Raw genomic sequence first — 14,172 nt, 5'->3', positions numbered from 1 at the left:
AGGAGGGTGTCAGGCGAGCGCGACCAGGTGGCGCTTCGCCGCGGCGTCGATCAGGCGCAGGGCGTCGTCGCCCAGTTCGACCGAGCCGGCGCCGGCGTTTTCAATCGCCTGCTGGCGCACGCGCGCGCCGCACAGGGCCACCGAGACGGTGCCGCGCGCGATGGTCCAGGCGATCATCAGCTGGCCGAACGAGCAGCCGAGCCGCGCGCGCAGCGGGTCGAGCTGCTCGAAGAAGGCCTTGAGCTTGGAGCGGTTGGCCTCGTTGAAGCGCGGGTTGGTCGCGCGCTGGTCGTCGCCCTTGAACTCGCGTTCGGGATCGATGGGGCCGGCGAGCAAACCAAGCGCCAGCGACGAGTAGCCCAGCACCGCAACGTTGTGCTCGCTGCACAGCGGTGCCAGCGTGGTCTCGATCTCGCGGTCGATCAGGCTGTAGCGCTCCTGCGCCGCATCGACCGGGCCGTAGCGCAGGTACTCGGCGAGCGTTTCGGGGCTCACGTTGCTGACGCCGATGGCGCGGATCTTTCCCTGCTTCTTGAGCTCGAGAAGCGCGTCCATGGTTTCGGCCACGGGCGTGGTGCTGTCCTGCCAGTGCGTGATGTAGAGGTCGATGTAGTCGGTCTGCAGCCGCTTCAGACTTTCTTCGGCTTCATGGGAGATCGATTCGCGGCCGAGGTAGCGGTACACCGGGTGGCCGTCTTCCTCGAAGAAGTGCGTTCCCTTCTGGGTGTGCCAGACCAGGCCGCACTTGGTCGCGATCACGGCCCCGTGGCGGCGCCCCTTGAGCGCGGTGCCAACGACGCTTTCGGAGCGGCCGAGGCCGTAGGCCGGCGCGGCGTCGATCAGGTTCACGCCCGCGTCCAGCGAAGCCTGGATCGCATTGACGGCGGCCGCGTTGTCGCCGCCGCCCCACATCCATCCGCCCATGGCCCAGGTGCCCAGTCCGATGGCCGAGCATTCGATGCCGGAAGGACCCAGCGTTGTCTTCTTCATCGCGTTGTCTTTCTCGTGTTCAGGAGGTGGTCGATGGTCACGGCGGCGAGCAGGATCAGGCCCTTGATGACGTCCTGCCAGTAGGGCGACACGTCGAGTAGGATCAGCGAGCTGGTCACCACCGACAGCAGTGCGAGGCCGAGCACCGCGCCCAGCACCGTGCCGGAGCCGCCCTTGAGACTGGCGCCGCCGATCACCGCGGCGGCGATCACGTTGAGCTCCATGCCCATGCCGAAGGTCGGCGTGGCGGCGCCGAAGCGGGCCGTGTAGATCACGCCGGCCAGGCCTGCCGATGCCGAGCACAGCACCGTGACCCAGAACTTCACGCGTCCGACGCGGATGCCCGAGTACAGCGCGGCCTTCTCGTTGCTGCCCGTGTAGAACACCCGGCGCAGCAGCGTCGAGCGGCGCAGCACGAAGTCGCTCACCACCACGATCAAGAGGAAGATCAGGATTACCGCCGGAATGCCGAAGAGCGTGCCCTGCCCGATGAACTTGAACTCGCCCGGCAGCGAGAACAGCGATTGCGGCGTGCCCTGCGTGAGCGCGAGGCACAGCCCGCGCACGATCACCATGAAGGCCAGCGAGGCGATGAAGTGATTGAGCCCGATGCGCGTCACGCAGCCGCCGATCATGGCGCCGATCAGCCCGCTCGCGCCGATGGCCACCAGGCTCGCGACCCACGGGTCGACGCCCATCAGGAAGAGCTTGCCCGTCACCACCATCGCGAAGCAAACCACCGAGCCGACCGAGAGGTCGATCCCGCCGACAATCAGCAGGATCGTCATGCCGACCACCACGATGCCTTCGATGGAGAAGGACAGCAGCATCGCGCGCACGTTGTCCCAGGTGAGGAAGTAGGGCGATGCGAAGCTCATCGCCACGCACAGCACCGCGATGATCAGAAGAAGCCCTGCTTCGCGCATGCTCGTCAGTTTGTTCGGTAGCTTCACCGGGTCTCCTGTTCGACGGGGTTGGATGCCGGCCAATGCCGTGCCCCCCGCGCCGAGTCTCGATGGAAAGTTCATGCCATCTCCTGTTCGCAGAGTCCGGAGGCGAGCCGCAGCAGGGCTTCCTCCGTCATTTCGTTCGGGTCCAATTCGCCCGCCAGCTTGCCGTCGCGGATCACCAGGGCCCGGTCGCACAACCCGATGATCTCGGGCAGCTCCGAAGAGATCACGATGACGCCCACGCCCTGGTTCGCGAGCTCGCGCAGGATGTGGTGGATCTCGGACTTGGCGCCGACATCGACGCCGCGTGTCGGCTCGTCCATCAGCAGCACCACCGGCTTGGTGGCGAGCAGCTTTGCGATTGCCACCTTCTGCTGGTTGCCGCCCGAGAGGCTCGACACCTCGATGGCGACGCCGTCCGATTTGAGGTTCAGCTTCGCGCCGAGCTCGCGGGCCAGCCGGTGTTCGGCCGAGCGCTGCAGCAGCCCCCAGCCGGAGCTGACGCGCCGCAGCGCCATCGACGACACGTTCTGTGCGATCGGAAGGTCGAGGAACACGCCGGCTTCCTTGCGGTCTTCGCTCAGGTAGGCGATGCCTTCGCACAGCGCGTCGCTGTACTTGCGGATCGTGAGCGCCTTGCCGCACAGGCGCACCGTGCCGCGTTTCGCGAGGCGCAGGCCGCACACGGTTTCGGCCAGCTCGCTGCGTCCGGCGCCCATCAGCCCGGCGATGCCGAGGATCTCGCCGCGCTTCAGCGCGAAGGAGACGCCGTGCACACGCTCGTCGTCGGCGATGTCGGTCACTTCGAGCACGGGCTCGGAGGACCCGGTGGCGGTCTGCTTGGGCGGGTAGTAGTTGCCGAGGTCGCGCCCGACCATGCGGCGGACCAGTTCGTCCGGCGTCATGCCGGCCAGCGGGCCGCAGTGCACGTTGCGCCCGTCGCGCAGCACGGTGACGCGGTCGCCGTGCGTGAGGATCTCGGCCATGCGATGGCTGATGTAGATGATGCCGATGCCCTGCGCCTTGAGGTCGTGCAGCACGCGGAAGAGCGCAGCCGACTCGTTGTCGGTCAGCGCGGCCGTGGGCTCGTCGAGGATCAGCACCTTGCAGTCCAGCGTGAGCGCCTTGGCGATCTCCACCAGTTGCTGGCTCGAGATGCTCAGGTCGCGCACCAGTGCGCCGGGGTCGATGTCCTGCCCCAGCCGCCGCAGCGCCTTGCCGGCCCGCTCGTTGAAGCTGGCGTAGTTCATCCACGCCTGCTTGCCGGCGTTGATCTCCGGCATGAAGATGTTCTCGGCCACGGTCGCGTCGGCGCACAGGGCGATCTCCTGGTGCACCAGGCCGATGCCCAGGCGCATCGCATGCGCCGGGCCGTCGATCACGACCTTCTCGCCGTTCAGGACGATGTCGCCTTCGTCGGGGCGGTGGATGCCGTCGATGATGTTCATCAACGTCGACTTGCCCGCGCCGTTCTCGCCGCACAGGGCGTGGATCTCGCCGGCCTGCAGCGAGAAGTCCACGCCCGAGAGCGCGCGCGAGGCGCCGAAGCGCTTGCTGATGCCGCGAAGTTCGAGCAGCGAAGAAGAGCCCGCAGCGCTCACTCGCCGATTCCCTTGGTGCCGCGGCGCGCGAGGTACTTGCCCCAGTAGAAGTCGTCCGCGTTCGCCTTGCTGACCACGGCGAGGCCGTTGTCCAGGAAGGGCACCGACATCGGGTTGGCGCCGTTGCGCTTGGCGTCATTCATCGGATCGATGAGCGACGGGTTCTTCGCCAGGAACAACATCATCATCCCCATGTAGCCCTGCATGCCCTGGTTCGGGTTGATGGAGCCGAACACGTCGCCCGACTTGATCATGTCGAGGATCTTGGCGTTGACGTCGCAGCACATCACCTTGATGTTCTTCTTGGTCTCGACCTTGGCCTGCGCCGCGCCGAGTGCCGAGTTGGCTTCGGGCATGAACAGCGCACCCAGGTTCGGATTGGCCTGCGCCAGGCTCAGCACCGCCTGGTAGGCCTTGTTCGGGTCCTGGTTGCTGGCGGCGCGGCCGACCAGCTTCATGCCCGGGTGCTTGGTCGTCATGCGGTTCACGAAGGCCGCGATGCGGCGGTCGTGGTTGTCCTGGCCCGGGTTCTCCAGCACTGCGTATTCGCCCTTGCCGTTGAGCGAGGTCGCGATGGCGTCGGCCGCCTGCGTGCCCTCGCGGTCGTTGTCCGAGGTGACGAAGGACGTGCGCTTCGAGTTCGGCGAGTCGGCCGCGAAGGTGACGACTGGGATGCCCATCGCCGCGGCGCGGTTGATCGGCTCGATGAACGGATCGGGGTTCATCGGGTGCAGCAGGATGCCCGCGGGCTTGCGTGCCAGCTCCTGCTCGAACGATGCCAGCTGCTTGTTGACGTCGTACTCCGGCGTGCCGGTGTAGCGGGTGCGAACGCCCAGCGTGCGGCCGAGCTGTTTCATCATTTCGTAGACCGGAAACCAGTACTCGACGCCCGACACCATCACGTTCATCACGTAGACGTCGCTGGCATTGCCGCGCAGGCCGGCGCCCGCCGCGGGGGCTGCGGATTGCTGTTGCGCGAATGCGCTGGCGCCGGTCAGGCCGATGCCGGCGGCAGCTGCGGACCTCAGGAAATTACGCCTCATTCTTTGTCTCCTTACGTTGGCTGGAAGAGCTTGCGACCTGCTGTTCAAGCAGATCTTTGGGATCTCGGTGTCACAATAGCTGTTATGACAGGCAAGAATGTACACTTGGCCCGTTTATCTCGATAACTAGGGGAAACGCTACTGGAGATGAGTTTTGTTCCGCAAAGCTGTTATGACATGAAGACAAACATACTGATCATTGACATGGGCTCGCGCAGCGCTGAAGGCGCTGGCACCGGAGGCTGGCAGTGGCCGCACGCTGGCGACATCCGGCCTCGCAGTGCCGCGTTCGCGTTGGCCCCGCCGGCGAATGCGAGGTGGGTGCGCAAGCGATCCACGCCGTCCGGTCGGCCCTTTGCTCGCGCCGTGTGACCAGATCGCGCCGGACGCGGCCAACGCGGCGGCGCACACGGATTTTTATCTTGCCCTCAACGAACTGGTCGACCGCATGTCGCCCACGTTCACCTACCTATCTGGCGAAATCCAATGAAGCATTCCGATCTGCCCTTCGAGCGCCCGGCGTCTCTGTCTGGCCGGCATTTCTCGACAGTGATAGTCGGCGCGGGCATCAACGGCGTGGGCGTGTTCCGCGACTTGTCTCTCCAGGGCGTAACCTGCCTGATCGTGGACAAAGGAGACTTCGGCGCCGGCGCAAGCGGTGCACCGTCCCGCATGATCCACGGCGGTTTGCGCTATCTGGAGAGCGGCGACTTGGCGCTGGTGGCGGAATCCACCCGCGAGCGCAACCTGTTGTTGCGCAACGCACCTCATCTGGTTCAACCGCTTAAGACGGTCGTGCCCCTGGCGAGCCGGTTTGGCGGCTTGTTGAGCAGCGCGCTCAGATTTGCCGGCATGAAGCAGGCGCCGCGCACGCGAGGCCTGTTTGCTGTCGCGTTCAGTTTGCGTCTGTACGACTTGCTGGGGCGACGGCAGCGCGTCATGCCGGGACACCGGATCGACCATGTGCAGCCCCAGGATCGCACCTTGTTCCGCTCGACCGTGCGATGGCTTGCGACCTACTTCGATGCCTGGATTAGACATCCCGAGTGGCTCATTCTTGAATTGATCGCAGATAGCCACCGCGACCAACCTCAGTCCAGAGCTACGAACTACTGTCGGCTCGTGGGCTGCGAGGGAAAGTCCTTGACGCTGTGCGACGAGCTGACCGGCGAACGGGTACGGGTCAGCGCCGATACGGTGGTCAACGCCGCGGGAGCCTGGCACGACCATAGCGCGGCCGCGCTGGGCGGCGCGGGCTCGCGCGTGACGGGCACCAAAGGCTCTCACCTGGTACTCAAACATCCCGTGCTGCGCGATGCACTCGACGGCCGAATGGCCTATTTGGAGGCGGCGGATGGCAGGGTATGCATCGTCTATCCCTTTCTCGACCGGGTGCTTGTGGGGTCCATCGACATACCGGTGGATGACCCGGATCAGGTCGTCACCGAACCGGACATCGACCATCTGCTTGGCGTTCTGCGCGAACGTTTTCCGCGCTTGAGCTTCGATCACGATGATGTGGTGTACACCTTTGTCGGCGTGCGCCCCCTGGCTCGCTCCGGCGCCGACAAGCCCGGGCAGATCTCGCGCGAACACTCGGTGCTCGTCGATCCGTCAAGTGCGACGCGCGCGATCCCCATGGTTCGCCTCGTCGGCGGAAAGTGGACGACGTTCAGGTTACTTGCACAAGAGGCGACGGACGAGCTCCTGCGGCTGCTCGGGCGCCCCCGGATCGGGTCGACCGAGGAATTGCCCATCGGCGGCGGGGCCGAATGGCCTACCGATCCGCTGCAAGCAGATCGCTTTGTCGAATGGACGATGGCGGTTTCCGGTGTGAGCCGCCGGCGGGCTTCGGAGCTCACGACCCGCTATGGCTCAAAGGCGCTTGTGCTGGCTGAGCGCTTCGCCGCGAATGGCGATCTGCCGCTGCGACACGCGCCCCACTACTCGGCCTCTGAGATCCGCTACCTTTGCCTTGAAACGGGCGTGGTCCACCTGTCCGATCTGGTGATCCGCAGAACGCTGCTGGCCATACGCGGGGAAGTCACCGATGGCATGCTCGCCGAGATCGCCGATCTCGCCGCCCAAGCCCTGGATTGGGACGCGATCCGTCGAAACGAAGAACTGCGGACCTGCGGTACCACCTTGCGAGATCGGCACGGCGTTCGGCTGGCCGCAGAACACTCTCCATCCCGAATCGACGGACGAAGCACCCTGGACCCGCGCACCAGCATTCGCCGAAATCTGCCATGAACAACCCGACTGGCTGTTTGCCGCACGCGATCGCAACTCCCCATCCCCGCTGCGGACCCAGTTCAGGGATGCCGTTCGCGTCCAGATTCTGGGCGGCGAATTGGAGATCGGTGCCAAACTCCCGTCCGAGGCCGAGCTCGGCGAGCAATATGGCATCTCGCGCATCGTCGCGAGAGAGGCGCTGGCTGCTCTGGTCCGAAGCGGCTCGATGTACAAGATCAAAGGCCGTGGGGTCCTTGTAAATCGGCCCGCGAGCGCGACGAGGATTCGTGTCGACCGTTCTCGGTTTCGCCGACGAGATGTGGAGCGCAAGGGGCGCTCGGTGCGCACTCAGGTGTTAAGCCAAGAACTGCGTTTGCCGCACGAAGACGAAGCGCGTCACTGAGACTGACCGAAGGGATGCAGGGGTTGCATAGTGCCTGCGCAGTGTCGATGGCGAGCTGTGATTGCTTGTGGAAACGGTCGTGCCTGCGGGCCAGGCGCCCAGCCTGCACCGCATCCGGTTGGAAGCTCGATCCCTCTACGACGTGCCGCGACGGCAGTACGGGCTTCGCATTGTTCGGGCCGAACGGTGGATCGATGCCGCGGTGCCTGACGCATCAACCTGCGCCCTTTTGAATCTGCCCGAACCCGAGGCCCTGCTGCGCACTCGCACCATAGCCCTTTGCACATCGTCGCGGGAGAACGCTTCACTCACGCGCATCCGCCCGAACCCACCCGGCCGCCTTTTCTGCCATCATCAAAGTCGGGCTGTTGGTGTTGCCGCTGGTGATGGTCGGCATCGCGCCGGCGTCGACAACGCGCAATCCGGCGATCACGCCACCGCGTCCGTCGCGCACGCGCAGCCGCGAATCCAGCACCGCCATCGGATCGCTGTCAGCGCCCATCTTGGTGGTGCCGACGGGATGGAAGATCGTGGTCGCGATGTCGCCGGCCAGCCGCGCCAGCTCTTCATCGCTCTGGTACTGCGTGCCGGGCTTCCATTCCTCGGGCTGATACTTTGCGAGTGCAGGCTGGGCCGCAATCCGGCGCGTCACGCGAAGCGAGTCGGCCGCCACCTTGCGGTCTTCGTCGGTGCTCAGGTAGTTCGGGGCGATGGCCGGCGCATCCTGGTAGCGATTGCTCTTGATGCGCACCGTGCCCCGGCTGGTGGGGTTGAGGTTGCACACGCTCGCGGTGAAGGCCGGAAAGCTGTGCAGCGGCTCGCCGAAGGCGTCGAGCGAGAGCGGCTGCACGTGGAACTCAAGGTTCGAGTGCTCATGCGCGGGCGAGCTGCGCGTGAACGCGCCCAGCTGCGACGGCGCCATGCTCATGGGGCCGCTGCGCTTCGTCAGGTACTCCAGGCCGATCCTTGCCTTGCCGAGCATCGACGAGGCCAGCACGTTGAGCGTCGGTGCGCCATTGATTTTGAACACGGCGCGGATCTGCAAATGGTCCTGCAGGTTGGCGCCCACGCCCGGCAGGTCGGCCAGCACCGGGATGCCATGCTGCAGCAGCAGGTCGGCCGGGCCGATGCCCGAGAGTTGCAAGACTTGCGGCGAGCCGATGCTGCCGCCGCAAAGCACCACTTCCTGCGTGGCCTGCACAGTGACCATCTCGTGGCCGTCCCACACCTGCACGCCGGTGCAGCGCTGGCTGCCATCAATCTGTGTTTCGACGATGAGCTTCGTCATATGGGCATTGACCCACATCTCGAAGTTGGGCCGGCCGTAGCAGGTGGGCCGCAGGAAGGCCTTGGCCGTGTTCCAGCGCCAGCCGTCATTCTGGTTGACCTGGAAGTAGCCCACGCCTTCGTTGCTGCCGCGGTTGAAGTCGCTGGAGTGGGGGATGCCTGCTTCCTGCGCAGCAAGCGCGAAGGCGTCGAGGATGTCCCAGCGCAGCCGCTGCTTCTCGACCCGCCATTCGCCGCCCGCGCCGTGGAGTTCATCGGCGCCGAGGTAGTAGTCCTCGTGCTGCTTGAAGGCCGGCAGCACGTTCTGCCAGCGCCATTCGTCGTCGCCTGTGAGCGCAGCCCATTGGTCGTAGTCGCGCGCCTGGCCACGCATGTAGATTATGCCGTTGATGCTGGAGCAGCCGCCCAGCGTCTTGCCACGCGGGTAACGCAGCGTGCGGCCGTTGAGACCGACATCGGGCTCGGTGGTGTAGAGCCAGTCGGTGCGCGGGTTGCCGATGCAGTACAGGTAGCCCACCGGAATGTGGATCCAGTGGTAGTCGTCCTTGCGGCCAGCCTCGATCAGAAGCACGCGGCATTGCTTGTCGGCTGAGAGGCGATTGGCCATCAGCGCGCCGGCGGTGCCGGCGCCGATGACGATGCAATCGAATGAGGAACTCTTGATCTCGTTGCTCACAGTAGGCTGTCTCCGGCCAGACTTCGCGCGTGCGCAAAACCTTGCCGCGCATCACTGGCCTTAAATTTTCAGTCTCGCTAGGCCGGTGAAGGAAGACTCACTCGACGCCCGACACCATGACGTTCATCACGTACGTCGCTGGCATTGCCGCGCAGGCCGGCGCCCGCCGCGGGGGCTGCGGATTGCTGTTGCGCGAATGCGCTGGCGCCGGCCAGGCCGATACCGGAGGCGGCTGCGGACCTCGGGAAATTACGCCTCATTCTTGTCTCCTTACGTTGGCTGGAAGAGCTTGCGACCTGCTTTTCAAGCAGATCCTTGGGACTTCGGAGTCACTGTCGATGTTATGACAGGATAGAATGTACGCTCGGCCCGTTTGTCTCGATAACTAGGGCAAACGCTACTGGCAGCGCGCTTTTATTCCGCGAAGCTGTTATGACATGAAGCCAAACATACTGATCGGCATCGACATGGGCTCGAGCAGCCTGAAAGCGCTGGCCCTCGAAGCCGGAAGCGGCCGAACGGTCGCCTTGTCCCGAATGCCCTTGCCGCACGACCGGCTGCCCGGAGGCGGTTGCGAGGTGGGCGCCGCAGCGATCCGCGCCGCGCTGACCCACGTGCTGCGCGATGTTGCCCACCAGCTCGGCCCGCGCACGGCCGAGGTTCGCGCCATGGCATGCACCGGCCACGGCGCCGGCCTCTATGCGCTCGATGCCAGCAACGAACTCGTGGGTGGCCGAGCCGTCGCATCGACCGACCAGCGCGCCGATGCCCGTGCGCGCGCCCTGTCGGCGAGCCGCGGTGCGCGGCTGTTCGAGGACGTGGGCTGCGGCCCGTGGCCCGGGCAGCCGACGGTGATCGCCGCCGAGCTGCTGGGCGCCGATGCCGTGCGGCGCGGCGACCTGCGCCGCCTGCTGTTCGCCAAGGACTACCTCGGCTTCCTGCTGACCGGCGAGATCGCCACCGATGCCAGCGATGCGAGCACCGCCGGCCTGGTGTCGCTGGCCACCGGCGGCTGGTCGCAGGCGGCCTTCGATGCCTCGGGCCTTGCGGACCTCGGGCCGCGCACCTTCGGCCCCATCGTGCCGAGCGGCACCGTGATCGGAAAGCTATTGCCCTGCGAGGCTGCGCTGTGCGGATTGCCTGCGGGCATTCCCGTCGCGATGGGCGCCATCGACCTGCTCGCCTCGATGACCGCGATCTGCGCGGAAGGCCGCGGCCGCGCGGTGTCGGTCTTCGGCACATGGTGCGTGAACGCGGTCATCGGGCCGGTGATCGAGCCCAAGCCCGCTGTCGCTGCCATCGTGAACTTCGGCCGCAAGAACGAGCGGCTCTACATGGAGAACAGCCCCTCATCGATGGCCAACATCGCCTGGCTGGCCGGCGTGCTCGCGCTGCCCGATGCGCGCGCGGTCGTCGACCTTGCCATGACGGTGCCGCTGGGCGCCAACGGTCTGCGCTTCCTGCCTTTCATCAATGGCGGCGGGGGCGTGACAGCGGGCTTCGTGGGCCTCAAGAGCCATCACACGCGCTCGGACATGGCACGCGCCGTGGTCGATGCCGTGACGGCGCAGCATGCGCGGCACACGGCGCGCCTCGCGGCGGGCGGCCTCGCCGTTTCGGCATCGACGGTGCTGGGCGGCGGGGCGAGCGATGCGCGCCTCGTGCGCCTGCTCGCCGCCTTTCTGGGGCGACCGCTCGAGCGCTGCGCCGACGACGAGACCGGCGCACGCGGCGCCGCGCTCTATGCCGCCATGTCGCAGGGCCTCGACGACGCAGCGCACGGCAGTGCCTTGCTCGCGCCCTGCGACGTCATCGAACCCGATGCAAGGGACGCACGCGCCCATGCGGATTTCAACGCCGATTTCAACGAACTGATCGACAGCATGTCACCTGTCTTCACCCACATCGCGGGCGGTGCGCAATGAGCGCATGGCAACTGCCCTTCGTGCGCCCGGCCTCCTTGTCGGGCCGCCATTTCTCGACGGTGATCGTCGGCGCCGGCATCAACGGCGTCGGCGTATTCCGAGACCTCTCGCTGCAGCGCGTAGACTGCCTGATCGTCGACAAGGGCGACTTCGGCGCCGGCGCCAGCAGCGCGCCCTCGCGCATGATCCATGGTGGCCTGCGCTACCTGGAGAACGGCAGCTTCTCGCTCGTGGCCGAAGCCACCCGCGAGCGCAACCTGCTGCTGCGCAATGCGCCGCACCTGGTGCGCCCGCTCAAGACCGTCGTGCCGCTCGCCAACTTCTTCGGCGGCCTGATGAGCAGCGCGCTCAAGTTCTTCGGTCGCACGCCGCCGCAGCGCACACGCGGCCTGCTGGCCGTGGCGCTGGGCCTGCGGCTCTATGACCTGCTGGGGCGCCGCCAGCGCGTGATGCCGGGGCACCGGATCAGCCGCGTGGCCTCGGCGGACCGCAGCCTGTTCCGCGCGGCGATACGCTGGACCGCGACCTTCTTCGATGCGTGGATCAGCCACCCCGAATGGCTCATCCTCGAGTTGATCGCCGATGCCTGCCGCGACCAGCCGCGCTCCGCGGCCGCGAACTACTGCCGCGTGGTGGGCTGCGCGGGCAACATCCTCACGCTGCGCGACGAGATCACCGGCGCGCACGTGCGCGTCACCGCCGACACCGTCGTGAACGCCACGGGTGCCTGGCTCGACCGCAGTGCGGCGGTGCTCGGTGGTGCTGGCCCGCGCGTGATGGGCACGAAGGGCTCGCACCTCGTGCTCGACCATCCGGCGCTGCGCGATGCGCTCGACGGCCGCATGGCCTACTTCGAGGCGGTGGACGGGCGGGTGTGCGTCGTCTACCCGTTCTTCGATCGCGTGCTCGTGGGCTCCACCGACATCCCGATCGAAGACCCGGACCAGATCGTCACCGAGCCCGCCGAAGTCGACTATCTGATCGATGTGCTGCGCGAGGTTTTTCCGAACATGGCCTTCGGGCGCGACGACGTGGTCTACACATTTGTCGGCGTGCGGCCGCTCGCGCGTTCGGATGCCGACAAGCCAGGGCAGGTCTCGCGCGACCATTCGGTGGTCGTCGACCTGCCGAACGCGACACGCGACATTCCCATCGTCGGTCTCGTCGGCGGCAAGTGGACCACTTTCCGTTCGCTAGCCGAAGAAGCGACCACCGAAGTGCTGCAGCAGCTGGGTCGCTCGCGCACGGCCTCGACCGAGCTGCTGCCCATCGGTGGCGGCGCGGGTCTGCCCGCCGATGCGCCGGCAACCGAACGCTTCATCGAACGGATGATGGCCGCCTGCGGCATGGGCCGCACGCGCGCGCTGAATCTGCTGAGCCGCTATGGCTCGAAGGCGCTTCCGCTGGCACAGCGCCTTGCGGCGTCGGGTGACGTGCCGCTGCGACACGCGCCCGATTACTCGGCCGCTGAACTGTCCTACCTGTGTCTCGAAACCGGTGTGGTGCATCTCGACGACCTCGTGATTCGCCGCACGCTGCTGGCCATCCGAGGCCTTGTCACCGATGCCGCGCTCGCCGAGATCGCCGGCGTCGCGGCGGAAGCGCTGGGCTGGGATACAGTGCGCGCGCACAACGAACTGTGTGCCTGCGCGACCGCTCTGCGGGAGCGCCATGGCGTTCGACTCCAGGCGGTGGCTCCCGACGCGGAACCCTCCTTCGATGCATCATTGATGATCAGCTCAGCCTTCGGCCAATCTTAAAGTGAACAGTTCCAACGACATGTCGAGCGTGCTCGACCGCACATCCGAATCACCACTGTGGGCGCAGTTCCGCGACGCGATCCGCCTGCAGATCCTGCAGGGCGTCCTGCCCATAGGCGCCAAGCTGCCTTCCGAGGCGGAGCTCGGCGACCAGTTCGGTATTTCGCGCATCGTGGTGCGCGAAGCCCTGGCCGACCTGGTGCGCAACAACCTGATCTACAAGATCAAGGGCCGCGGCGCCTTCGTGTCGGCGCGCGAACGGGACGAGGATTTCGTCTCGACCGTGCTGGGCTTCTCCGACGAAATGGAACGCAAGGGCCGCTCGGTGCGCACGCAGATCCTCACGCAGGAGCTGCGCGCGCCCACCGAGCAGGAGGCCACCGCTCTGGGCCTCACCGGAGACGACGCTCAGGTCGTTGCGCTCAAGCGCTTGCGCAGTGTCGATGGCGAGCTGCGCCTGCTGGTCGAGACGGTGGTGCCGGCGGACCTGGCACCGGGGCTGCACCGCACGCGGCTGGACGATCGCTCGCTCTACGACGTGTTGCGCCGGCAGTACGGCCTGCGCCTGGTGCGTGCCGAACGCTGGATCGATGCGGTGCTGCCCGATGCGGCGACCTGCGAACTGCTCGCGCTGCCGCAGCCCGAGCCGCTGCTGCGCATCGAGTCGATTGCCTACGGTGCGAACGGCCGGCCGCTGGAGCACTACCGCGCGCTGCACCGCTGCAAGACGAGCCGCCTGCACGTGCAGACGACGGCCTGACATGGCCACGGCATCGAGAAACTCGCGCTTGCGCGTCTTTCTCGTCGACAGGTTCAGGCACAAATGAAATCCTGAACTCGCCCGATGTCATCGAGCGGCTTGAGAAGCAGACCATCGCCCCGCTAGGCGGCACACCAGCCGACATGGGCAAGTTCTTTGAAGCGGAACTGCGTTTCTGGAAAGACGCCGCAAAGGCGGCGAAGGTTCCGCCGAGTCAGCAACCTCGAATTCAGGAAGGAGACATCATGAGGATCCGCGCTTCTGTCAAACGGCTCGTCGACTACAACGTTGGGATGTGCGTCAAGAGGGATGGCAGGCATGAAGGACTCCAAGGTGATCGTGGCAACCAACAAGGACTAAGAGGCGTCGATCGTCAGCGTGGCCGATTGCGGCCTGGTTGCCGACCTTTTCACGGCCGTGCAGGAACCGGTCAAGACGCTTTTGCGGCGCCCGAGGCGGCGCGCAACGACTTTGTCTGATAGTTTCAAGTCATAACTATTGGCGCGCGGCCGCTGCATTCGCCGCAGATCCTGGACATGGCG

General features: G+C 66.2%; 10 protein-coding genes and 2 pseudogenes. 7 read left to right on the top strand and 5 right to left on the bottom strand.

The genetic code is table 11. From position 1 onward, the window contains the following. Positions 1-9 precede the first annotated feature (9 nt). From ACSQ9I_RS17770 to ACSQ9I_RS17755, 4 genes are read right to left on the bottom strand one after another with little or no spacing between them, the layout of a single operon-like run. The gene (locus ACSQ9I_RS17770; protein ID WP_436313944.1) at positions 10-990 is read right to left on the bottom strand and encodes an aldo/keto reductase; all 981 of its coding nucleotides are present in this window, start codon (positions 988-990) and stop codon (positions 10-12) included. Next, positions 987-2,018, bottom strand: a complete 1,032-nt coding sequence (locus ACSQ9I_RS17765) for an ABC transporter permease (protein ID WP_436313943.1) — start codon at positions 2,016-2,018, stop codon at positions 987-989. The genes ACSQ9I_RS17770 and ACSQ9I_RS17765 overlap by 4 nt, the downstream gene beginning before the upstream one ends. Next, a complete protein-coding gene (locus ACSQ9I_RS17760; RefSeq protein WP_436313942.1) occupies positions 2,015-3,541 on the bottom strand; it encodes a sugar ABC transporter ATP-binding protein in 1,527 nt (508 codons plus the stop codon). Before ACSQ9I_RS17760 ends, ACSQ9I_RS17765 begins: the two co-directional genes overlap by 4 nt. Then, positions 3,538-4,584, bottom strand: a complete 1,047-nt coding sequence (locus tag ACSQ9I_RS17755) for a substrate-binding domain-containing protein (protein WP_436313941.1) — start codon at positions 4,582-4,584, stop codon at positions 3,538-3,540. The genes ACSQ9I_RS17760 and ACSQ9I_RS17755 overlap by 4 nt, the downstream gene beginning before the upstream one ends. 486 nt (positions 4,585-5,070) lie before the next feature. On the opposite strand from ACSQ9I_RS17755, the gene ACSQ9I_RS17750 reads away from it, so the two are divergent. The 3 genes and pseudogenes from ACSQ9I_RS17750 to ACSQ9I_RS17740 all read left to right on the top strand — a co-directional run. Beyond that, positions 5,071-6,837 carry a glycerol-3-phosphate dehydrogenase/oxidase gene (locus tag ACSQ9I_RS17750; protein ID WP_436313940.1) on the top strand — a complete coding sequence of 589 codons (1,767 nt, stop codon included), beginning with the start codon at positions 5,071-5,073 and terminating at the stop codon, positions 6,835-6,837. A gap of 100 nt (positions 6,838-6,937) precedes the next feature. After that, positions 6,938-7,222, top strand: a complete 285-nt coding sequence (locus ACSQ9I_RS17745) for a GntR family transcriptional regulator (protein WP_436313939.1) — start codon at positions 6,938-6,940, stop codon at positions 7,220-7,222. 67 nt (positions 7,223-7,289) lie between these two features. Then, a pseudogene (locus tag ACSQ9I_RS17740) lies at positions 7,290-7,442 on the top strand (UTRA domain-containing protein); the annotation flags it as partial. Between the two features lie 84 nt (positions 7,443-7,526). Here the strand turns inward: ACSQ9I_RS17740 and ACSQ9I_RS17735 are convergent. Then, entirely contained in the window at positions 7,527-9,173 is a 1,647-nt protein-coding gene (locus ACSQ9I_RS17735; protein WP_436315771.1) for a GMC family oxidoreductase, read from the bottom strand. Between the two features lie 449 nt (positions 9,174-9,622). Here ACSQ9I_RS17735 and ACSQ9I_RS17730 point away from each other — a divergent pair, with 449 nt between their 5' ends. The 4 genes and pseudogenes from ACSQ9I_RS17730 to ACSQ9I_RS17715 form a co-directional block, all read left to right on the top strand. After that, positions 9,623-11,110 carry an FGGY family carbohydrate kinase gene (locus ACSQ9I_RS17730; RefSeq protein WP_436313938.1) on the top strand — a complete coding sequence of 496 codons (1,488 nt, stop codon included), beginning with the start codon at positions 9,623-9,625 and terminating at the stop codon, positions 11,108-11,110. Beyond that, entirely contained in the window at positions 11,107-12,870 is a 1,764-nt protein-coding gene (locus ACSQ9I_RS17725) for a glycerol-3-phosphate dehydrogenase/oxidase (RefSeq protein WP_436313937.1), read from the top strand. Before ACSQ9I_RS17730 ends, ACSQ9I_RS17725 begins: the two co-directional genes overlap by 4 nt. Positions 12,871-12,889: 19 nt before the next feature. Next, a complete protein-coding gene (locus ACSQ9I_RS17720; RefSeq protein ID WP_436292850.1) occupies positions 12,890-13,630 on the top strand; it encodes a GntR family transcriptional regulator in 741 nt (246 codons plus the stop codon). 297 nt (positions 13,631-13,927) lie between these two features. Further along, positions 13,928-14,125 (top strand): annotated as a pseudogene (locus ACSQ9I_RS17715) (hypothetical protein); the annotation flags it as partial. Between the last annotated feature and the right edge of the window lie 47 nt (positions 14,126-14,172).

Source organism: Variovorax sp. LjRoot84, assembly GCF_964254305.1.
Lineage (GTDB): Bacteria > Pseudomonadota > Gammaproteobacteria > Burkholderiales > Burkholderiaceae_C > Variovorax.
The sequence above is the reverse complement of the archived record's forward strand: the minus strand, read 5'-3'. Positions and strand labels throughout refer to the sequence as shown.